Genomic DNA, 21,660 nt, shown 5'->3' with positions numbered 1-21,660 from the left:
TAATTATATTTAAATAAACGAATAAGGGGCGAAACTGATGCACTATCTATCGGACTACCAAACTTTCAATACGACGCAGCAATTAAACGACGCAGTTGACACGCATATCAAACGTAACGCATTCGAACTAAACGACACGGATCGCCTGACGCTGAGTACCATCGCACGATATGCCGTCAAGTTTGCGGGAGCAGCACATTTAAAAGCCGCAACCTTGGCGGAGATTATCGGCAAAAGTGAGAAGACCGCGAGGCGCATCGTCAATAAGCTTGGCGAGCTTGGCATCGTTGAGAAAGTCGCCACGCTACGTAAGATAAACGGAGGGAAGGGCGCCAACATATTGCGCATTCTACCCGTCAATGAGCTGCGTTTTACTCGCAATGACCAGTCGAGCGTGTCCAATCGTGTAGATAGCGCAGAGCCAACGGAGAGTAACGCTAAACTAGCGAAAAACGAAAACGAACCTTTAGATTCTATTAATCTTAAAAATAATACATATTTAGACACGTCAGTCCCATCGCAAGCCTTAAAAGATTCGCTGCCAAATGACGTCTACAACGCCATGGAACGGTACTTCATCGCCGAAGAAATTTATAAATATTACGGCATTCTTCTTCGAGCTAAACGATCAATCAACAGCGAAGTGGTCATCGAGGATAATCCGGAGCCGTTCGTGACTGCGTTCCATAATGCGATACTGAAAACGAAGCAGCAAAAGATCCGCAAGCTGGACGATTATTTGTATCGAGCATGGCAGAACGCGACTACTCGAATCGTACGCCAGCGGACGGTTAATGAAAGCGGAGTATTTTACGATTGGCTTAACGGTTGAATATAGAACATTCGTTCGTGTATAATAAGCTTAAAGCGGCGCAAGCCTAAAAACAACCGGAGGTAATTACGTATGATACGCGATAGGGGACTGCAAAAATGGCAAGGCTTCTTTATGACGGAGCATGTGGCGGAGCTTAAGATGTTGCGCGAAGAGTTGGAGAAATGCGAAAAGCCACTGATCGACGAATACCAGCGTGTGGAATTTGACGAGCAAGTGGCTTACGCGATGGAATATAACATGCCGTTGCGTCTGTCGACATGGCTAGGCGGATTCATTACCGACACAGTTGGACGTGTGCATTATTTCGATGCCATTCAGCAACAGTTGCGAGTGATTACGTTAATGGGCGAGCAGACGCGCGTGTCAATGGCGGACGTGGTCGACGTTGAGATTATCGATGATTAAATACGAATGCCATTTCGTTTAACAATCCGCCTCAACGGAGAAAACTTATTATGTTGCTGACGGACGTGTTCATTATCCATTTGAATATATTTGCGCGTTGTTTGAATTTCAGCATGGTCGAGTATTCGCTGTAACGTAAACAAGTCTCCACCATTTAATATATAATTTCGTGCGAAAGTATGACGGAACATGTGCGGATGTAAAGTGTCTATATTTATTTTATTTTTAAGCCGATTTAATCTGCGTCTAAATGCATCAGCAGTCAGATCGTCGCCAAAAGCGTTCATAAATATTTGGGAATCTTCGCCGAAGTATTGCTGCGTTTCATCGACTAATTGACGTAGTCTTTTCGCCACTTCCCGGCTTAAAGGAATCTCACGGTTCTTTCTATTTTTTGCTATTTGTGATGGAACATGCGCCGTTAATTGGCGGAAATCTATCTGCTCAGAAGTGAGAGACAATGATTCTCCTATTCGCATACCAGTGTCCAGTAAAAGTAGAATAAGAGTTTTATCGCGCCACTGAGCGAATTGTCTATCGTCATAAGATGCGAGTATTCTATCAACTTCATTATCGGATAGCCCCGGCACCTCTTGCTGCTCATCGTCACGGACCAGCGGAATGTTCTGCATAGGGTTGTCCGAAATAATTCCTTCATTATAAAGAAAGCGGAAAAGCGTGCGCAGGGTTCGTATGCGGATGTTTATAGTATTGACCGACAAGTTTTTACCGGTTTTAGTACGTGAATCATCTTCCGCATAAGGTGTTCGCTCATTCCGCAGGTAATTAATGTACATCCGTATTGTGTCGGCGTTGATCGTGTTAATTAATTTTACGTCATCGCCTAACCATTCGCGGAGATAACGAACTATATCAAAATAATTTTTAATGGTCCCAGGGCGAACTCCTTCCGCCTCTTTTGCGCGAATAAATATTACCATCGCTTGGTCAATCGTTGTATTTAGGTCAACGTCAGGCTGTAGGACCTTGCCGCGCCTAACCTCGTTTCGTTGTCCGATATAACTACGTTTCATGTGTCCGATAACCTCCTGAAAAAGTCACCGTAATGTCCTACGTTCACAATATCTACGACCTACATACAACGAAAAAACGCTATGTCATCGAATATGTCACCGTGTGATTAAACGGCATATAAACGTTGATACATAGCGTTTTCTTACATTAAGCGTCCCAGATAGGAATCGAACCTACGACCTACAGCTTAGGAGGCTGTCGCTCTATCCTGCTGAGCTACTGGGACATGATTATGTAATAGTGGAGTTGCATCAAACTTAATAATAGCGTCAGTAATATATTATAGACTGAATTTAATAATCGGTCAATATCTATATAAGAAAGGAGCATCAATGATAGAAATATCAAATGCTCCTTTCTAAAATATATTTGTGGTGAAGGAAAGCTCACTTTCATTTCCTACGCCCTTAAACTTTTTGGTGCTGAGCGAGCCACCTTAATCCAATCGGTATTTCTTTCGGTAAAACTTTAAGGCTGCTGTTAGCCTTGTTTTTAGGCTTTTGAATCTCGTTGTGCTTAGTTCAATGACGGGCTGGGTTACAGCGGTGATTAACTTACTGGATAATAGCAGTGTTAATAGTAATGCGATCCCTGCTAGCAGCAGGAAGCTCTCAGCGTCATTGAAGAAATTCTGCACATCACTTTCACGAAATACACGAACGAAAAATCCATGAAGAAGATAAACATATAATGTATTTTTCCCTAGATTAGTAAAGAAGTATTGTCCTTTAGGTACAAAGGAAAAGAAACTGATCATCATGATGAAGCTTAATAAATAAAAGCCTAAACGGGTAAACATTGCACCAATTGAAGCGGCGTTCAGAGCATCATAAGGTTTAGAGCCCAGCAACCATTCATAGTTAATGTTCGGATTTGTATAGAACAATATAAATACTGCAGCAAACATAATTAAGGCACCTATTCGAACAGGTGGTTTAAATAAAGCAAAGAAATGTTCTTTTTTAGCAAAATAGCCGACTAAGAAAAACGGAAAGAATACGAATGTTCTTGAAAGGCTCATAAAATTAGAAATCCAATCAATATATCCAACAGCTAAACCAATCAGGACAGCAGTACTAATGGCAATTGTAGGTTTGAATTTAGCAAATAAGAGCAATAACATATGCCAAAAAAATAAAGATATTAAAAACCAAAGTGACCAATGCGGATTGAATGGGTCAAGTGTGAATGTTGATTGATTATGCAAATAATAATAAAACACAGAGTAAATCAATTGAAAAATCAAATAAGGTATAATGAGTTTTTTCGCTATTTTTTTGATATATCCCTTTTTATAGTACCCTTTTGCAAAAAAGCCTGACGCTAATATAAAGGCAGGCATATGAAAGGTGTAGATTACTTTATATATTGTTAATATCGTTTCACTATCTTCAATAAAAGAGCGAAGCAGATGACCAAAGACAACAAAGATAATTAATATAAACTTTACATTGTCAAAATAAAATGTACGTTCTCGCATAAATCCTCCTCTTAATTAAAGACCCCCTAAAACATATTACAGTATATACCCAATCAAATAAGAAATAAACGATTTCTCCCTTGTAATGCGTTGGGATATAAACCAAAAAGAGGAAATTGCTAAGTCATATCTCCTTATGGTTCGTGGGTATTTTTTACTAAATAAATTAGAAAGAACTCTTCAATAAAACTACTATTTAAATTATAATGAATAAGGAAAATAGTAAAAAATATTCATTTTTTTAATTGTGTTCGTAATGCTGAGGAACCATATTCAGCTTATGAGAAGGAGGAACCTCAATGAAGTGGGGAAAGAAAAATCGCAAACACCCGAAACGAAAGAAGAAAGGGGAGTCACTAACTCGTTTTCTTACAAAGACAAAGCTATGGAAACGATTGAAAATTGGGCAGAAATATGGTGTCGCTCTATTTTTTACCATAGGATTATTTACCCTATCGACACTGATTTCCTTTATAATGATGGCTTATGCGAATACAAAGATAAATTTTGCTGAGGAAGCGACTGACAAGGCAATCGAAATTGCGGAAACCAGCGCTACTTTTCATCATAAGGGCTCTACGATAGGCAATTATATAATTGACTCTAACCCGAAGCATTTAGCTTTATTTAAGGAGATTGAAGCAGAATTTGAAAAGCAAAAAAAAGAAGTAGTACCAGTTTTAACGACGGATGAAATGAAAGAGCTTTATAATCAAATAGATAATGATGACAAGGAAGTAAACCGCTTGTTTTATGAAGAGATTGAACCACAGGTAAAGCTGCAAAACGTGAGGGAATATCGTTTATCAAAATTAAAGGCGGATAATTTAATCACAGATACAGTCAGTCATTTAAATCAATTATTAGAAATTGTGAAGTCTGAACAAATACAAGCTTCACAACAAGCTTCGAAAATATTAACGCTTACTTTAATTGTCCTAGTTGTTTCAATTATTATTTCTGCCGTTTTAGGAATATTATGTATCCTTATAATTAGTAAACTAATTTCAAAGAGATTACGGGAAATCGTACATGTTTCTAATGAGGTGGCTGCAGGAAACCTTAGTGTATCACAAATAAAGGTTACAGATAATGATGAAATATCTGAACTGGGACATGCAACAAATACCATGAAAGAGAAGCTGCAAGGGATGATTAAAGAAATCAATGATGTCTCTACAAATGTGTCTGAACGAAGCGGTGAATTATCGATTTCTGCAAATGAAGTGAGATCAGCTAGTCAGCAAATATCCTCAACAATGCAGGAATTAAATGGCGGGGCGGAAGAGCAAGCAAGCTCTTCTACAGCATTGGCAAGAATGATGGAGGATTATCTACATAAAGTAGAAATAGCGAAGAGCAATGGAGAAACGGTTCAATCAGGATCCAATGAGGTACTGAATTTGACAAAGACAGGAGATGCCCTAATGAAGGGATCTCAAAATCAAATGAATGTAATCAATGAAATAATGAAAGATTCTGTCCAACGGGTCAAAGGGTTAGATACTGAAACTAAACAAGTATCAAGATTAGTAGGTGTCATCCAAGAAATTGCCAATCAAACGAATTTACTTGCTTTAAATGCCGCAATTGAAGCAGCAAGGGCAGGTGAGCAAGGAAGAGGTTTTGCGGTGGTTGCTGATGAAGTCAGAAAACTAGCAGAGCAGGTTTCTTTATCAGTGAATGATATTACTAATATCGTAAAAGGTATCCAGCAGGAGTCTGAAAATGTAGTAAACTCCCTGCAAAATGGATATAATCAAGTGCAAAAAGGAACGGAACAAATACATTTAACTGTTGATACCTTTCAGGAGATCTCTCAATCTGTTAATTTGATGTCAATAAATGTAAATGAGATAACCTCCAGCCTTGAACAGGTTTCTACAGGGTCGATTACTATGAATAGTGCAATTGAAAGTATTGCTGCTGTATCAGAACAATCAGCAGCCGGTATAGAACAGACTAGTGCATCAGTTACACAAACCAATATTTCAATGGAAAATATTTCTGAAAGCGTACAATCATTATCTGAGCTTGCAGAAAAGTTAAATCAAATGATCATGCAATTTAAAGTGAAATGAAGAATCAATAGCGCATCGATTATGATGCGCTATCTTTAGTTTCCTTGTCCAACCATAAGGATACATATGTTCTGAGAGGTTTTTGAAGAGGCTGAGAATGCAATTAGACTAATGCTGTTTGGTGACATCGTGCAAATACTCTTCCGCTGGTCATTTGAGGAAGGTGATCCTCTTTTCTTTTGGGAGAAAGAGGATATTGGCGATTTTTGTAGAATTATCACCATATTTAGAAAATGCTTTAGGGGGTAAAATGAGTTGCCTACATCTAATGATTCAAATCAAAGAAGGATGCTGGTGAATAAAATCTCTCAACAAGAAGGAATCTATTCTGAGTTATTTATGGAAGCCATAGATGGGATAGTGTTGTGGGAGGATGGGGGCTGGATCATACATGCGAATGAATCTGCATGCCGTATTTTTGAAAGTTCTTATGATTATTTGATCGAGCATAAGATCAGTGATTTTATATATGAAAAGGATTCTAAGTATTTAAATATTGTTGAAGCCCTCTATGATAAGGGAGCGATACGTGATGAACTGCTTTTTTTAATGCCAAATGGGCAGAATAAAACACTTGAGTTTACAATGAAACTTCACTCCTATGAGGGGTACCATATGGCCATTTTTCGCAATGTAAGTGAAAGACACCGAATGGAGAAGGAGTTAAGGGAAAATGAGTTAAAGTTTCGCAAAGTATTTGAAGGGGCATTAGAAGGGATTATTTTATGGGATGGTGCTGGAAGAATAGCTGATATTAACCAATCTGCAGAAAAGATGCTGTTAGCAAGGAAAGATGAATTAATAGGAAAGTCATTGCATTATGTAGTGAAGGAATTTTCAGGTGCCTTTGAAGAAATTAAGGAAATTGTCGCCATTTTGTTAACTGAAGGTCAATATGAAGGTACAATTGAATTAAAACCTGAAAAAGGTGAGAAGAAAACGGTTGAGTATTTGGTTAACTATAATCTTTTTTCAGATTATACTTTAACAACCTTTAAAGATATTACCGAAAAACTTGAAATGGAAGATAAATTAAGAAAATCTGACACCTTAAATGTTCTAGGGCAGCTTGCAGCAGGTATTGCACATGAGGTTAGAAACCCAATGACTGCCGTAAAAGGATTTATCCAACTATTGGAGAATTCGATGGAAAAGGAACACGCCATGTATTTTAATATTATTTCGACTGAATTAGCGAGAATCGATTCAATTATCAATGAGTTTTTATTTCTTTCTAAACCCCAGGCTGTCAAATACATGGATAATGATGTAATTATTATCATGAAGGAAACAGTAAAACTACTGAATGCTCAGGCCCTTTTAAACAATATCCAATTTAGGACTTATTATGAGTACGGACTGCAACCTATCTCATGTGAATCAAACCAATTAAAGAAAGTCTTTATTAATATAATAAAAAATGCGATAGAAGTAATGCCTAAAGGTGGAGTCATTACCATATCCGTACGATCGGCAGAACATCACGGGATATATATTACGATTAAGGATGAGGGCGGGGGAATACCAGAAAATAAGTTAGATAAGCTCGGTCAACCCTTTTATACAACCAAGGAAAGAGGTACAGGGTTAGGTTTGATGGTGTCATATAAAATAATAGATGAGCACCATGGCCGCGTCCATGTTAATAGTGAGGTTGCAATGGGAACGACCTTTGAAATTTATTTACCTAATAAAAGACGATGATTTTTTTGGGGAGAAGTATTAAGTCATCTTGACTAACGCATCATTATTTGATATATATCTAATTAGATGATAATTGAATTTGTTAATGAAAGGAGATTAACTATATGCAATTAAGCCGTTTAGTTGCTTTTCATAAGACAATGGGTGACCCCACAAGAATACGAATCGTATATCTTTTATCTCAAGGTCCTTTACATGGGCAAGCAATTGCTGGAAAGCTAGGATTAACCCCGCCTACCATTACCCATCATTTACATAAATTAAGAGATATCAATCTTGTCTATACAAGAAGAGATAAGAATACAGTATATTATCACTTAAATGATTCTGTATTAAAGCATCAAGCACAGGCGATTGGAAATATTATTAATCATGAGAGTGAGCTGGAAGGCATGATAAATGAAAAGCCGGAGCAACAAAAAGTGATTGGCCACTTTTTTACGGGTGATGGGAAGTTAAAGACAATACCAGCTCAGAGAAAAAAGAAGCTTATCATATTTGAACACTTGATTAAAGGCCTTAAGGTTGGCGTGAAGTACGAAGAAAAAGAAATAAATGAATACATCAAAAGATTTCATGATGATTATGCGACTATTCGTCGTGAATTTATTATTAATCACTATATGTACAGAGAGAAAGGTATTTATGAAGTGAATCCGCCAGAGATGTGGGCGAAAATTGATTGAAAGGCTCACTTATTATAAGTGAGCCTCATCTGTCCATTAATAATATTCAGGCCGGCGATCAGAAAAAACAGGGATGATGTCTCGAATTTTATCCACTTCAGCAAGGTCAATTTCTGCTTGGATGATTTCTTTTTCATCCCCGCCTTCAGCCAGCACCTTACCCCATGGATCAATAATGATGGAATGGCCAGCAAATTCGTTATTAGGGTCAGAGCCTACGCAATTACAAGCAATGATATAACATTGATTTTCAATCGCCCTAGCTATTAAAAGCGCTCGCCAATGGTCCAGTCGAGGTGTCGGCCACTCAGCGACAACAAATACTGCTTTCGCGCCTTCTAACACATGTCCGCGTATCCATTCTGGGAACCGAATATCATAGCAAATGACTCCCGCACATGTTTCATCATCAATGGTGAACATTCCTTTATCTGCCCCAGATGCCAGGTGTAAATGTTCATCCATCAATTTAAATAAATGAAGCTTACTATAATTTTGAACATGGTTGCCTTCTTTATCAATGACGATCATCGTGTTAAACATTTTTTCATTTGCTTGTGTTGCAACCGATCCGCCAACGATGTGAACTTGATATTTAAGGGCAATCTTCTTCAAAAAATCGATTGTCAGCTGCCCATTTTTATCAGCTAAATGATTTAAATTTGTTAAATCATAGCCCGTTGTCCACATTTCTGGCAAAACGATAATATCTGGAGGATCTTGAGCCTGGCAAGCCTCATGAATAAAACTCTCAACAGATTGATAATTAACAGTGGGGTTACCGAATGCAATATTCATTTGGAGGCAAGCAACCTTGAATTTCATTTTTATCTCTCCTCAGGTAGTTTATTCTAATTTTTGATTCTTCTCTAAGTTATCTCATATAAGTCCTACTTTCAATAAAAATAGATAGATGATAGTACTTTAGCACTTACGTGACAACAGGGATTCGTAATACGTATGTCGAATGAACACGAATAATAAGAGGATTGAATGTCGATTCGCATTGTTTTAAAAAAAGATTGTCTAATTTTGCGAATCTATTTACTTTTATAGAAATTCTTGTAATAATTCTTCAAGTGGATAATGTTTACTAGTTATTAAAGTAGAATAATTGGGAAAAATAGGAGGAAGTAACTTGAAGTGGAAAAGGAGTAATATAATGGAAGATATTCAAAGGAAGAGAGAAATAATGATGGTTTCAGCAAAACAAAATGGAATAGGCAGTGAAATAACTATACGTTATAGCCAAGAGTTAGATAAGCTTATATATGAATATCAAATGATGAAACAAGACAAAAGCAAAAAGTCAGACTTTAGATTATTATTTAACCAAATCATTGTTGCTTTGAAAAAAACAGCAGTTTGAATAGAGGCATACTACTTTCTATTAAGAAATAAAATTAGGATCTGACTGGCAGATCCTCGGATGAACTTAAAATAAATCGATTAAAAGAACCATGAATAGTAATCCGATGATAAAAGAATAGGTGGATGTTCTTTCATGCCCATCACCATGACTTTCAGGAATGAGTTCTTTATAGATGATAAATAGCATCGCACCAGCAGCAAATGCTAAACCATATGGGACAAGAAAGGCAATATAATTTGTCAGGTAATAGCCTAATAGCCCTGAAACAATTTCAATCGCTCCTGTTAGAGTAGAAACAATAAAAGCTTTAAACCGGCTTATTTTTTGATTAACTAAAAATAATGCGACTAAAAAGCCTTCAGGGGCGTTTTGCAATCCTATCGCAAACGCAATAAGATTGCCGGTATCCCCACCGTTATTCGAGGCGTAGCTAACGCCAACTGACAGGCCTTCAGGGATATTGTGAAGGGTGATCGCAGCGATGATCAGCATCGCTTTTTCATCAAATTCAATGCCCTTTTTTGTATGTTCTAAATCTATATGCGGTATGTTTTTTTCCAATATTGTTAATGTGAAAACCCCGAGAAATACTCCAATAGCAAGAGGAACGAAGCCTCCAATACTCAGCGCTTCAGGTATTAGCCCCATTGTTGAGGCAGCCATCATAATCCCGGCCGTAAAAGCCAATAAAGTGTCACGCCATCTATGGGTTATTGAGCCGCCAATGAACAAGATTACTAAGGCGCCAAGTCCTGTTGACATGGCAGAAAGAGTGGTACCTAAAAACACTTCATTCATGATTCTTCCACCTTTCTTCTAAAGTGTATACATTGGTGAATTGATCCATCATAGTAAAAGCTTATCTCTCAACAATTATTGTTAAGTGGTCTTTCATGTTATCCGTTCCACTTTGCTAAAGTTTGGTCAGAAGGCAGCAGTAGCGTTAATAGACCGATTAATGGCAATAATCCCATTAGAGTCATGGTGGTTGTCAACCCAATCAAATCAATGAGGTATCCCAGTGCTACAGATCCAATTGCTCCCATTCCAAATGCAAATCCTACAGTTAATCCTGACATCATGCCGATCTTCCCTGGAATTAACTCTTGAGCATAAACAACAGTCACTGAAAAACTTAACATAAGCACAAAACCTGTAATCAGTAATAAGCAAAATGCTACAGATGCAGGTACAAATGGAATAAGAATGGAGAAAGGCGCAGTAAGCATCATCGAAAGGAAAATAATATTTTTTTTACCGAATCGATCAGCCAAAGGGCCTCCGAAGAATGTCCCGAGTGCTCCAGCAACTAAAAAGGCGAACAAATATATTTGTGCCTGGCTGATTGAAAATGAATATTTATCGATGGTATAAAAGGCATAAAAATTTGTCATTCCAGAAATATACCAAGATCGTGCGAAAATAAGAAATAATACTAGTGTTAAGGATAATTTCACTGCTCTAGTTATCGGTTTAGTCTCATTAGGCAAGTTGCTTTTTTGTTTTCTCTCCAGCTGCTCAGACTTTAGTTTATTAGCATACCAAAAAGCGATATAAAGTAATAAACAAACAGCCATGAAAGCTGCTATTGTAAACCATGCTGCACCAAATTGTCCGTATGGTACAAGAATGAGGGCTGTAATAAGCGGCGCTAATGATTGACCGGTATTTCCTCCAACTTGATAAATGGACTGTGCAAGCCCTCTTCGTGGACCTGCAGCCATATAGGCAACCCTTGATCCTTCTGGATGAAATACTGCTGACCCTAGACCAATAAATAATACAGAAACAAGAATCCATTCATATCTTGGTGCAATGGCTAATCCAATAATGCCGAATAAAGTGATGGTTAGTCCAATAGGCAAAGCGAAAGGGAAAGGTTTTTTGTCAGTGATATTGCCAAATACAGGTTGTAATAGTGATGAAACAATATTAAGTGCAAATGCAATCATTCCTAATTGAGTAAAGGAAAGGCCCATAGACTTTTCTAATATTGGGAACATTGCTGGTATAATTGCTTGAATGGCATCATTTAAGAGGTGACACAGCCCGATAATGAACAATATCCGATAACTGGTTGACTCCTTTTTGGGAATAGTACGGGCGATTGCGGCTTGGTTCATAATAAGACTCCTTTTTGAAAAATAAGTTATGTAAATGAATACGAATATATTATTGGAGTTATTTCTAAATAAATCAAGCCTTTCTTTTATTCTAAACAAAAGATTACTTCACATTCCTTAGAATTTAAGTAAACATAAAAAGAAGAGCATAGTGGCTCTCCTTTATTATTATTTTTTCGCAGATTCAATATTCCTCATTCTTGGATTGTCAGGACTTAACAGGCAAATATAAATTGACTTCAGTTCCAATATTCACGTTGCTGGAAATGAGTATTTCACCTTGAAAGGATTCTAAGATTCGTTTGCAGACAACCAATCCTAGTCCGGTTCCTGTATCTTTAGAGGTGTAAAAAGGTTCAAAGATTTTATCCAGTTGATCTTCTGAAATGCCCGAGCCAGTATCAGTAATTTTTAAATGACATTTTTGATTATGTGTCGTAAGAATAATTGACATAGTTCCGCCACGATTACTCATCGATTCTAATGCATTTTTTGTAATGTTAAGGATGACTTGTTTCATTTGATCTTTTGTACACATGACCATAACGGGATGGTCGGGCATAGACACAACATAGTTCACATTGGCCAAATTTGCTTCAGACCTGATCAGTAGTTCTAGTTCATGTATAATATTGTTTAAGTTAATATATTCCATTTTTTGGGCAGTAGGTTTACCCAGAATGAGAAATTCACTGACAATCTCATTGATTCGGTTAATCTCTTCATTGATTACTGAAAAATAATATTGATCTTGTGAAGATGTATATTTTTCTCCAAGTAATTGAACTAAACCTTTAATACCTGTTAAAGGGTTCCTAATTTCGTGAGCGGTACTCGCGGCTAAATTACCGACTAATTCCAATTTCTGCAGTTCGTTTTCCTTTTTTTCTAATGCGGTTTGACGTTTGAGCATTAGGTATTTAATCAAAAAGAATAATATATGGGTAATGATTATTATTTGTAAGGAGATTAAAAGGACTTTTTTTAGTACATTGAAACGGTCCACTTCTTTCACTTTAACCTCTATATTCCAAGGAAGCCTGTCAATTGGGAGGATAATCGATTGGTCAGATTGAGGTTGATAACCATTTAAAGCCACAATAGATTGTCCAGCGGTATTAGTAATAGCTAGTTGGGCATGTGGTGTCAGCATCTGCATAATGTTTTGCATATAATCCACACGCAACTGGGCTACTATGATCATAGTTAACTCATTATTATCATCCAGTATAGGGTTAGCTATTCCAACGATCTTTTGTCCGTTAGGTAACGTTTCTACTGTATCTGAGATGACCGTGTCCTTCGTTCTAATAACCTCTTGAAGATAATGATCCAGTGCTTGGTTGATATCATTGAAATAAGAAGTTGATCCATGCTTTACTTTCCCATTGCTGTTTAGAAGAAAGAGACCTCCATACCTCGAATCCATTCGGTTTGTTTTCTTAAGTAAACTATGTAAATCACCATCATCAGCATTTGGATCTATGCTAATTGACAAAATATCCAGCGTTGTTACTGTCTCAGAAATAAATTGGTCCCAATTTCTTTGGTGTATTGTCCCAAACCACTCAGCTTCGTCTAAACGATGCTTGTTATCACGTTCAAACGCAAAGTGAAAAATTACTAATCCGCCAATAATTATGGGTATGATGACAATGATTAAATACAAAAATATATTTTTTCGTCGACTATTCATTTAGTTATTCTACTCCATTAATAATTAATCAATATCTCTTATTATAACATTTTTTTCTCCTTGAGAAATATTGATAGAAATTGACATGTTTCTAAACGTTTTTTATAATTAGTTTGAATTCAAGAAGTTACGATTTTAAATAATTTGCAAAGGATTGGATAGTAGATGGATGAGACCAGCCAATCATTAAAGGTATATATTGTTTTATCAAGAGCGTACCGCGCAATTAATGAGCATGTGAATAGACGGATTCAAACTTATGGATTGAACCCGACAGAGTTTGCTGTACTTGAACTGCTTTACCATAAAGGGAATCAGCCGCTTCAGCAAATTGGCGGCAAGATTCTATTAGCAAGCGGCAGTATTACGTATGTAGTAGACAAGCTTGAAAATAAGGGATATCTGCGGAGAGTAGCCTGTCCTAATGATAGAAGGGTCACATATGCAGAAATATCTGATGAAGGCAGAGCCTTTATTGAAAATGTCTTTCCTGGGCATGAGGAGTATATTCACGAGCTGATGACCGAATTATCGGCTGAGGAAAAGGATACGGTCATAGATTTAATAAAAAAATTAGGGCTTTCAGTTGGAAGCAGATAAAACGGTTCAAATGGACCGTTTTTTCTATTTTGTTTGAATTTGGAAAAAAACTTCGGGAGTGGAAGGGATTTGTAAAAAGATTGTCGAATAAATGTAGAAAGATCATTATAAAGCAAAGCTTTTAACCAAACTCTTACTCAGTAAGAAAACAATACATAGGAGGTCGTGTGACTTTGAAGTTTGCTAATTATGAATATATTCGTCCAAATATGGAGGAAGTTGAAGACCGATTTAAGGCTGCATTAAATGCATTTCAGTCAGCTTCATCAATGGAAGAGCAAGTTGAGGCGATGAAAGAGGTAAATGCGATTAGAAATGATATGGGTACAATGGCGAATCTTGCATATATTCGCCATTCTATCGATACGAATGATGAATTCTATAAAGATGAACAAGACTTTATTGACGAGGTTGAGCCTCAGGTTGAAGGATTTGTGACTAAGTATTATGAGGCCTTGGTTGACTCGTCATTTCGCGTGGATCTTGAGAAGCAGTGGGGTAGCCAGTTATTTGAATTAGCAGATGCGCAATTGAAAGTATTTTCTCCAGAAATCGTTCCCTTGCTTCAAAAGGAGAATAAATTGTCATCAGAGTATACTAAGCTAATTGCATCGGCAAAAATCCAATTTGAAGGCCAAGAATTAACATTGGCGCAAATGGAGCCATATACAGAGTCAATAGACCGTGAGATGCGAAAAAAGGCAAGTGCAGCAAGATTTCAATTTTTTGCTGATAATGAAAATGAACTGGATCGGATTTATGACGAGCTAGTCCATGTGCGCACTGAAATTGCTCATAAGCTTGGATATAATAACTTTGTTGAATTAGCATATTATCGGATGTATCGCACAGATTATAATGCAGAGATGGTTGCGAAATTTCGCAAGCAGGTAGAAGAATTTATTGTGCCGATAGCAACTAAGCTTAAAGAAAGACAGCGAAAAAGAATAGGTGTTGACCAGCTTAAATTCTACGATGAAGGCTTTAATTTTTTGTCTGGAAACCCTACTCCGAAAGGCAGCCCAGATTGGATTATTGAAAAGGGGCAAAAGATGTATGATGAACTTTCCAAAGAAACGGGAAAATTCTTTTCATATATGAACGACAATGGATTAATGGATCTTGTTGCTAAAACAGGAAAAGCTGGTGGTGGCTATTGTACATATATTGATAATTACAAAGCACCTTTTATTTTTTCGAATTTCAATGGAACTTCAGGGGATATCGATGTATTAACTCATGAGGCTGGTCATGCTTTCCAAGTGCATTCAAGCAGTCATTTTGAAATACCTGAATATATTTGGCCTACATATGAAGCGGCTGAGATTCATTCGATGAGCATGGAATTCTTCACATGGCCATGGATGGAGCTGTTTTTCCAAGAAGATGCTGAGAAATATAAATTTGCACACTTAAGTTCCTCCTTATTGTTTTTACCGTATGGAGTATCAGTAGATGAATTCCAGCATTGGGTTTATGAAAATCCTTCTGCTTCACCTGTTGAACGGAAACAGGCTTGGCGTAGTATTGAGAAAAAGTATATGCCGCATAAAGATTATGATGGGAATGAATATCTTGAAAATGGGGGATTTTGGCAAAGGCAAGGCCATATTTATAATTCACCATTTTATTATATCGACTATACATTAGCTCAAATTTGCGCTTTCCAATTTTGGAAGAAATCAAGGGAAAATCATGAGGGCGCATGGAAGGATTATAGGCATCTTTGCTCACTAGGAGGCAGTAAGGCATTTACTGGTTTGGTCTCAGAAGCCAATTTGATTTCACCATTTGAAGAGGGTTGTGTAGAATCTGTTGTTGGTGAAATTGAAAACTGGTTAAACCAGGTGGATGACAAAGAACTATAGAGATTAAAAGCGTAGAGACGAATAGTCTCTACGCTTTTAATATTAATCCATTATTATTTAATCACGATTTTTTCATCCTGGATAACGGCCTGTAGGCTGCTATTGATTGAATTGGCAATCATGCGATCGGCGATTTTATCCTCTAATTCCTCTTGTATGATCCTGCGTAAGGGTCGTGCTCCAAAGGAAGGATGATAGCCTAGCTCAACTAGTTTCTCTTTGACCCCAGTAGAAACATCGAGATCGATACTTTGTTCTGCTAAAGTTTCTTTTAATTCATTTAGCATGAGATCAGTAATTTGTAAGAGATGTGTTTTATCTAATGACTGGAATTCAATGATGCTATCGAAGCGATTAATAAATTCTGGCTTAAAGAATTGACCAAGTGAATCTAAAATATTCCCCTCTTGAATTGCTTGATTTGCACCGAAACCAACTTGGATTTCTTTATTACCAGTGCCTGCATTACTTGTCATGATAATGACGGTCTCATTAAAGTTAATTGTTCTGCCTTGGCTGTCAGTTAGCCTTCCATCATCTAAAATTTGCAAGAATAGATGCTGAACATCTGGATGGGCTTTCTCAATCTCATCAAGCAGTATAATGCTATATGGATTGCGGCGAACCTTTTCAGTTAATTGGCCAGCTTCTTCATGGCCAATATAGCCTGGAGGTGAACCAATGATCTTGGACACACTATGTTTTTCCATGTATTCACTCATATCAAGCCGGATCATCGATTCTTTTGTTCCAAATAGCTCTTGGGCAAGCGTTTTTGATAATTCCGTTTTCCCGACTCCAGTTGGACCAATGAATAAGAAGGATCCAATTGGACGATTTTTAGACTTCAAGCCTGCGCGGCTTCTGCGAATGGCTTTGGTCACCTTTCGAACAGCTTCATCCTGTCCAATGACTTTAGCTGATAGATTTGGTTCAAGCTCAGACATTTTCTTTTGTTCGTCCTTCATTAGTTGACCAACAGGAATGCCTGTTTTCTTTTCAATGATTTCTTGAATCATTTGCAGTTTCACTTTAGGTCGCTCAGTACTCGTTTGATTTAATGCTTTTTCCAGTTTTAATTCTTCCTCACGAAGTTTCGCTGCTTCTTCATATTTCTCTTCTTTTAATACAGCTTCTTTTTGCTTGCTAATTTCTTTTAATCTTTCTTCAGTCATCTCTTCACTTTTATAATCTGTTATTAAGTTAATTTTAGAGCCCGCTTCATCCATCAAGTCGATTGCTTTATCTGGAAGGAAACGGTCTTGAATATACCTTTTAGACAATTGCACACATGCTTTAATGGCCTCATCTGTAAACTCTACTTCATGATAGTTTTCATATTGTGCTTTTAGCCCCATTAATATATTGAGTGCTTCTTCAGCAGAAGGTTCTTTTACGTGAACTGGCTGAAAGCGGCGTTCCAAGGCAGCATCCTTCTCAATCCTACGATACTCATTTAAGGTAGTGGCTCCGACTAATTGGAATTCACCTCTCGCTAAAGCGGGTTTTAGGATATTGCTGGCATCCATTGAACCTTCAGCTGAACCGGCGCCTACAAGCAAATGCAGTTCATCGATAAAAAGAATGATATTTTTTCGCTCTTGAACTTCACTGATCAATTGTTTCATTCTTTCCTCGAATTGGCCGCGAATGCCTGTGTTGGATACAAGAGATGCGACATCTAGTAAATAAATTTCTTTATTCTGCAGTTTTCTTGGTACTTCACCTTTTGAGATTTTAATTGCAAATCCTTCTGCAATTGCAGTTTTACCCACACCTGGCTCACCAATAAGAACAGGATTATTCTTGCTTCTTCTATTTAGTATTTCAATTACTCTATTTACTTCTTCATCACGGCCAATCACTGGATCAATTAATCCGGCTTTCGCCATTTGCGTTAAATTTTTTCCGACTTGGTCAATAAAACCACTACCGCCATTCCCTTGCTGTACTTTTATGTGGTTTTGCTTCTGTTGATCGGAAGCAGCTTCACTTACTTTTTTGAAAAATTCATCTAAAGGAATGTGATTATACCCTGAAAAACTGTTCATTGCTGGTCCGAAGGAAGGGAGCATATGTTTTTCAGTTTGGTAACAGTCTTTGCATAAATGAAGATGTGCTTCATTTCCGTTCATTACATATCTCATTTGAATAGTTGCTTCAGTTTGTTTGCATTTTTGACATTTCATCAAGAATTCCTCCCTTTGACTTTGACTATCTTTGACTTATATTTCATTATAATTTGACCTTAATTGACTTTCAAGTTTTTTGATTGGCTGGAATGCCAACTTATTCTAATCGAAATCCAAACTTTAGTTTGGATAGGGATGGATAAGCTTCGGTGCGGCTATGGGGAGGTTAATCGAATTAATTTAAAAAAGCTCGTCTTTGTTTGTCCTATCATTCATATATTGAAGTGAAGGAGGAGATTGAGTGAAGACAAACTGGGGGGCTTCCTTTCAAATTGCTGCCGTATATGTTGGCACTATAGTTGGGGCAGGATTTGCCACCGGCAGAGAAATTGTTGAATTCTTTTCTCGTTTTGGTTTTTTAGGTTTAATAGGGATGTTAATGAGTGGGTATATATTTATCTTTTTGGGGTCCAAGCTGATGCAGATTGCTTCTCGTATTGATGCAAAATCGTATCAAGAGTTAAATGAGTATTTATTTGGAAGGTTCTTCGGAATCATTATTAACGGATTAATGCTTGTGATGCTATTGGGCGTTTGTGCAGTTATGCTATCTGGAGCAGGTGCTGTTTTTGAAGAACAGCTAGGACTGTCAAAGTCAATTGGCGTTATTTTTACGATCATATTATCCATACTTACAATGATCATAGGAATAAAGGGCTTATTTGCTGTAAATGTTCTTGTTGTTCCTATGATGATTACCTTTAGTTTTATACTGCTGTTTTTATCCATAAGACTGCCAGGATTTGTGGAGCAGATTTTATATATTCCTTATGCTGAGGATGGATGGAAAGCAGTGGTCTCACCTTTTTCTTATGCTGCCTTTAACTTAATGCTTGCACAAGCTGTTCTTGTACCAGTCGCTTCAGATATAAAAGATGAGCAGACCATTAAGTGGGGAGGGATGATTGGCGGGGGAGTATTAACGCTAATCCTTATTTCAAGCCATTTAACTTTAGTGATGCTGCCAAACATTGAGTCTTTTGATATTCCAATGGCGGCTATTATGAAGTCATTAGCTTCTTCATTTTACTGGGTATTTGTATTAGTCATTTATGGTGAGATTTTCACTTCTGTCATTGGAAATGTTTTTGGAGTGGAGAGGCAAGTGAGACAATATGTTAATATACCAACCATCATTACTGTCAGTGTTATTTTTATGATTAGTTACTTTGGCAGCTTTGTTGAGTATGGGACGCTTTTGTCCTATTTATACCCTTTGTTTGGATACATTAGCTTAACTTTTATCATCTTATTATGGATGAAACCATTCGAGGACTTAAAAAAATAAGACTGTCAAATCTAATTTGACAGTCTTATTTGCTGGATTACCATAGCCATTACTTACTCTCGATGGTTTGTGCCATTTTGATGAAGGCGTCTTTATAATCTTTTTCATTTTCATCTGTAAATATAGTGAGTTTTACTTGTGTTTGCTCATTTTTGATTAACAATGAAGTAACCGTATCACCGTCATCGCTAGCTTCCATTACAGTTGCATCTTGGTAGAATGGATATTTAGGCAATTCAGGTGTAGTAATTTCCTTATTCACAGATTCAAGCTGAACCTTCGTATTTTCTTCTACCTTCGCCCAATCAATATCTTCAGGAAGTAGTTCAATTCTCATGAAAATATGAGCTTCCTTTTTTAAGTGTAGTACATCTTGATTAGGTTCTTCACCTGTTAGAGCAAAATCCGGCAAAACATACATAGAATAATCTTGATTATCGCTTTCTATTAAAAAAGCAGTATCTTCCTTAGTTTCTCCGTTTAGATCATATTCAATATTTTGTTCTAGCAGACGAATTTTGCCGTCATCATTATGTTCTTCTTCATTTTGATGATCATCATGATTCGCTTCTTCCTCTTTTGGCGGTTGGGAAGAGCTGGCTCCGTCATCATTTTGGCTAGTACCACATCCAGCTAGTACAAACATAAATAATACAGACATAAGCAACAGTTTGAGTGGGTTTTTCATTTGTCATTCCTCCCGGCATAGAATTACGCATTCATACAAATTAGACGGATTTGCGGTGAATACGTTACATTATTTTTCCTTTTTGCTCTAAAGTAAGGGCATAATGTTTAGATAAGTGGAAAAATAATGAATAACACAAGATCAAATACAATATGAGAGACAATTAACAGAGGGATACTTCTTTTCCATGCATATAGATATCCCCAAAATATCCCGCCTACAAGTGCAGCTATTGCAAGAATCCAATAGCCTGAATATAAATTCACAGATGCATAAAGCAATGATGAAATGAAAACAGCTGTTGTGACGGTTGTATATTTCATTACCCTCTTTTGGATAAAACCACGCCAAAAAATTTCTTCACCAGGGACAAGAATAAATAACAGTACAATATATTGCCATATATTTGATGGAGCATAGCGTCCATATAAGCTTGAGATACTATTTAAAAATGGAAGGTTTAGTATGTCAATAATCGCATAACCTGTCCAAAAAATAACATAAAGCAATAGCCCAGAGAATACACCGTAGATGAAATACGTACCAAAGGTTTGTTCATCATCAATTTCTTCATTTAAGATTGAATAGCTAATTAAACATAGCATCGTTGCCGTAAACATATACCAAAAAATCGATCGATCCATAAAGGTAAAGTACATGAGCACATGAGCAATTAAAAAACCGACAATTAAGCGGATGTCGGGTAATTTTTTAATCATTAAATAAACTCCTTTCATACAAGCCAAACCTATTTTACCAAAAAAGCGGTGTAAAATGTATATATTGTTATGACTTGGCACAATCTCTTCAAATTTATTTACAGAATACTTGAAGAGAAATCAAATGAGAGTTTTATTTAATTAAAAGTAAAAAAGCAGCATTTGTGTGCTGCTTTTAAGGGTTAATATCGTAATATCTGAGAGAAAGGAGACAACTATAAAAATTATTTTTCTTGAATAATTTTATAATTTTTGTGATTAACAACTGTTCTGTGCTCAAGCTCTAAATCACGATAATTATCCATATAGCTTAAATCTACAATAACTGAATTTTCGTTTACCTTTTCAACGATGCCGCGAAGTCCTTCGCGAAATTCAATGATATTACCAATCTCAGCCTTCTTCAATCGTTATTCCCCTTTTCTTCCCATTTTTTTTGTTAATAACCATTTTGCACTAAAAAAATGTATTCGTAAAGAATTTTATCTATTTAATTAGTTTATTCTTAAAGTATATTTCCTTGGAAATCAGAGTAAGTTTAGTTACAATAATAAATTGAAGCAAATAGATATTTGAAAAATCATAAAAAGGTGTGGCTTATGAACGAATCGATGGTAAATGAGATACTTGATAAGTTGAAAAATGACGATATATCGGAATACTTTGTAAAAAAGGATGATTTTTTAGAATTTAGGAAAGTGATAGTGAATCGCAAAGATTTTAAGCATTTTCGTGGTATTGCCCTTCGTGGGGGAGATGTTTTATATCAATACATAGAAACGGCAAGAAGTTAATAAGGTTCAGTGAGTGAGAGCTGGGAAGGTCAGTCGTAAGGAGACCTGATTTCCAGCTTTTTTCATTTTATTTGCATTTTTTTCTAGGGAAAGA

The 21,660-nt window shown here is 36.7% G+C and carries 20 protein-coding genes and 1 tRNA gene; 10 read left to right on the top strand and 11 right to left on the bottom strand.

The genetic code is table 11. The annotated features are described in order from the left end of the window. Positions 1 to 37: 37 nt before the first annotated feature. A complete protein-coding gene (locus tag J2S17_RS12605; RefSeq protein ID WP_307475341.1) occupies positions 38 to 832 on the top strand; it encodes a helix-turn-helix domain-containing protein in 795 nt (264 codons plus the stop codon). A 72-nt stretch (positions 833 to 904) separates the two neighbouring features. Beyond that, positions 905 to 1,240, top strand: a complete 336-nt coding sequence (locus J2S17_RS12600) for a YolD-like family protein (RefSeq protein WP_307475339.1) — start codon at positions 905 to 907, stop codon at positions 1,238 to 1,240. Here J2S17_RS12600 and J2S17_RS12595 read toward each other — a convergent pair. The 3 genes from J2S17_RS12595 to J2S17_RS12585 form a co-directional block, all read right to left on the bottom strand. After that, on the bottom strand, positions 1,237 to 2,274 hold the full coding sequence (locus tag J2S17_RS12595; RefSeq protein ID WP_307475337.1) for a tyrosine-type recombinase/integrase: 1,038 nt from the start codon (positions 2,272 to 2,274) through the stop codon (positions 1,237 to 1,239). The two genes, J2S17_RS12600 and J2S17_RS12595, sit on opposite strands and share 4 nt — an antisense overlap. 153 nt (positions 2,275 to 2,427) lie before the next feature. Then, positions 2,428 to 2,501: transfer RNA gene (locus tag J2S17_RS12590), tRNA-Arg, on the bottom strand. Positions 2,502 to 2,711: 210 nt separating this feature from the next. After that, positions 2,712 to 3,755, bottom strand: coding sequence for an acyltransferase family protein (locus J2S17_RS12585; RefSeq protein WP_307475335.1), 1,044 nt, complete (start codon positions 3,753 to 3,755; stop codon positions 2,712 to 2,714). 299 nt (positions 3,756 to 4,054) lie between these two features. Between J2S17_RS12585 and J2S17_RS12580 the strand changes: the two genes are divergently transcribed. The 3 genes from J2S17_RS12580 to J2S17_RS12570 all read left to right on the top strand — a co-directional run bounded on the left by J2S17_RS12580 (position 4,055) and on the right by J2S17_RS12570 (position 8,226). Next, on the top strand, positions 4,055 to 5,836 hold the full coding sequence (locus tag J2S17_RS12580) for a methyl-accepting chemotaxis protein (RefSeq protein ID WP_307475333.1): 1,782 nt from the start codon (positions 4,055 to 4,057) through the stop codon (positions 5,834 to 5,836). A gap of 255 nt (positions 5,837 to 6,091) precedes the next feature. Next, positions 6,092 to 7,540 carry a PAS domain-containing sensor histidine kinase gene (locus tag J2S17_RS12575; RefSeq protein ID WP_307475331.1) on the top strand — a complete coding sequence of 483 codons (1,449 nt, stop codon included), beginning with the start codon at positions 6,092 to 6,094 and terminating at the stop codon, positions 7,538 to 7,540. A gap of 104 nt (positions 7,541 to 7,644) precedes the next feature. Beyond that, entirely contained in the window at positions 7,645 to 8,226 is a 582-nt protein-coding gene (locus tag J2S17_RS12570; RefSeq protein WP_307475329.1) for a DUF2087 domain-containing protein, read from the top strand. Between the two features lie 36 nt (positions 8,227 to 8,262). On the opposite strand, the gene J2S17_RS12565 is transcribed toward J2S17_RS12570, so the two are convergent. Then, positions 8,263 to 9,051: a carbon-nitrogen family hydrolase gene (locus J2S17_RS12565; RefSeq protein WP_307475327.1), complete on the bottom strand. Its 789-nt coding sequence runs from the start codon at positions 9,049 to 9,051 to the stop codon at positions 8,263 to 8,265. Positions 9,052 to 9,364: 313 nt separating this feature from the next. Here J2S17_RS12565 and J2S17_RS12560 point away from each other — a divergent pair, with 313 nt between their 5' ends. Then, positions 9,365 to 9,595 carry an aspartyl-phosphate phosphatase Spo0E family protein gene (locus J2S17_RS12560; protein ID WP_307475325.1) on the top strand — a complete coding sequence of 77 codons (231 nt, stop codon included), beginning with the start codon at positions 9,365 to 9,367 and terminating at the stop codon, positions 9,593 to 9,595. Between the two features lie 66 nt (positions 9,596 to 9,661). Here J2S17_RS12560 and J2S17_RS12555 read toward each other — a convergent pair whose 3' ends face one another. The 3 genes from J2S17_RS12555 to J2S17_RS12545 form a co-directional block, all read right to left on the bottom strand. Beyond that, on the bottom strand, positions 9,662 to 10,396 hold the full coding sequence (locus J2S17_RS12555; RefSeq protein ID WP_307475323.1) for a ZIP family metal transporter: 735 nt from the start codon (positions 10,394 to 10,396) through the stop codon (positions 9,662 to 9,664). A 98-nt stretch (positions 10,397 to 10,494) separates the two neighbouring features. After that, positions 10,495 to 11,721: an MFS transporter gene (locus tag J2S17_RS12550; RefSeq protein ID WP_307475321.1), complete on the bottom strand. Its 1,227-nt coding sequence runs from the start codon at positions 11,719 to 11,721 to the stop codon at positions 10,495 to 10,497. 208 nt (positions 11,722 to 11,929) lie between these two features. After that, the gene (locus tag J2S17_RS12545; protein ID WP_307475319.1) at positions 11,930 to 13,417 is read right to left on the bottom strand and encodes an ATP-binding protein; all 1,488 of its coding nucleotides are present in this window, start codon (positions 13,415 to 13,417) and stop codon (positions 11,930 to 11,932) included. A 165-nt stretch (positions 13,418 to 13,582) separates the two neighbouring features. On the opposite strand from J2S17_RS12545, the gene J2S17_RS12540 reads away from it, so the two are divergent. Together J2S17_RS12540 and J2S17_RS12535 are read left to right on the top strand one after the other, a co-directional pair. Next, positions 13,583 to 14,017, top strand: coding sequence for a MarR family winged helix-turn-helix transcriptional regulator (locus J2S17_RS12540; RefSeq protein ID WP_307475317.1), 435 nt, complete (start codon positions 13,583 to 13,585; stop codon positions 14,015 to 14,017). Positions 14,018 to 14,190: 173 nt separating this feature from the next. Next, the gene (locus J2S17_RS12535) at positions 14,191 to 15,885 is read left to right on the top strand and encodes a M3 family oligoendopeptidase (RefSeq protein WP_307475315.1); all 1,695 of its coding nucleotides are present in this window, start codon (positions 14,191 to 14,193) and stop codon (positions 15,883 to 15,885) included. 53 nt (positions 15,886 to 15,938) lie between these two features. Here the strand turns inward: J2S17_RS12535 and J2S17_RS12530 are convergent, their stop codons facing one another. Continuing rightward, the gene (locus tag J2S17_RS12530; RefSeq protein WP_307475313.1) at positions 15,939 to 18,074 is read right to left on the bottom strand and encodes an ATP-dependent Clp protease ATP-binding subunit; all 2,136 of its coding nucleotides are present in this window, start codon (positions 18,072 to 18,074) and stop codon (positions 15,939 to 15,941) included. Between the two features lie 244 nt (positions 18,075 to 18,318). Between J2S17_RS12530 and J2S17_RS12525 the strand changes: the two genes are divergently transcribed. Then, positions 18,319 to 19,365, top strand: coding sequence for a YkvI family membrane protein (locus J2S17_RS12525; RefSeq protein ID WP_307475312.1), 1,047 nt, complete (start codon positions 18,319 to 18,321; stop codon positions 19,363 to 19,365). A gap of 49 nt (positions 19,366 to 19,414) precedes the next feature. On the opposite strand, the gene J2S17_RS12520 is transcribed toward J2S17_RS12525, so the two are convergent. The 3 genes from J2S17_RS12520 to J2S17_RS12510 form a co-directional block, all read right to left on the bottom strand. After that, positions 19,415 to 20,053: a DUF8580 domain-containing lipoprotein gene (locus tag J2S17_RS12520; protein WP_307475310.1), complete on the bottom strand. Its 639-nt coding sequence runs from the start codon at positions 20,051 to 20,053 to the stop codon at positions 19,415 to 19,417. 107 nt (positions 20,054 to 20,160) lie between these two features. Next, on the bottom strand, positions 20,161 to 20,772 hold the full coding sequence (locus J2S17_RS12515; protein ID WP_307475308.1) for a CPBP family intramembrane glutamic endopeptidase: 612 nt from the start codon (positions 20,770 to 20,772) through the stop codon (positions 20,161 to 20,163). A 224-nt stretch (positions 20,773 to 20,996) separates the two neighbouring features. Next, a complete protein-coding gene (locus J2S17_RS12510; RefSeq protein WP_307475306.1) occupies positions 20,997 to 21,179 on the bottom strand; it encodes a YkvS family protein in 183 nt (60 codons plus the stop codon). A 192-nt stretch (positions 21,180 to 21,371) separates the two neighbouring features. Here J2S17_RS12510 and ykzS point away from each other — a divergent pair, with 192 nt between their 5' ends. Continuing rightward, positions 21,372 to 21,566 (top strand): protein YkzS, encoded by a 195-nt coding sequence (gene ykzS, locus J2S17_RS12505; protein ID WP_307475305.1) that lies wholly within the window; start codon positions 21,372 to 21,374, stop codon positions 21,564 to 21,566. Positions 21,567 to 21,660: the final 94 nt, after the last annotated feature.

Origin of the sequence: Cytobacillus purgationiresistens (assembly GCF_030813235.1) — a bacterium.
GTDB classification, from domain to species: Bacteria; Bacillota; Bacilli; order Bacillales; family Cytobacillaceae; genus Cytobacillus; species Cytobacillus purgationiresistens.
The sequence above is the reverse complement of the archived record's forward strand: the minus strand, read 5'-3'. Positions and strand labels throughout refer to the sequence as shown.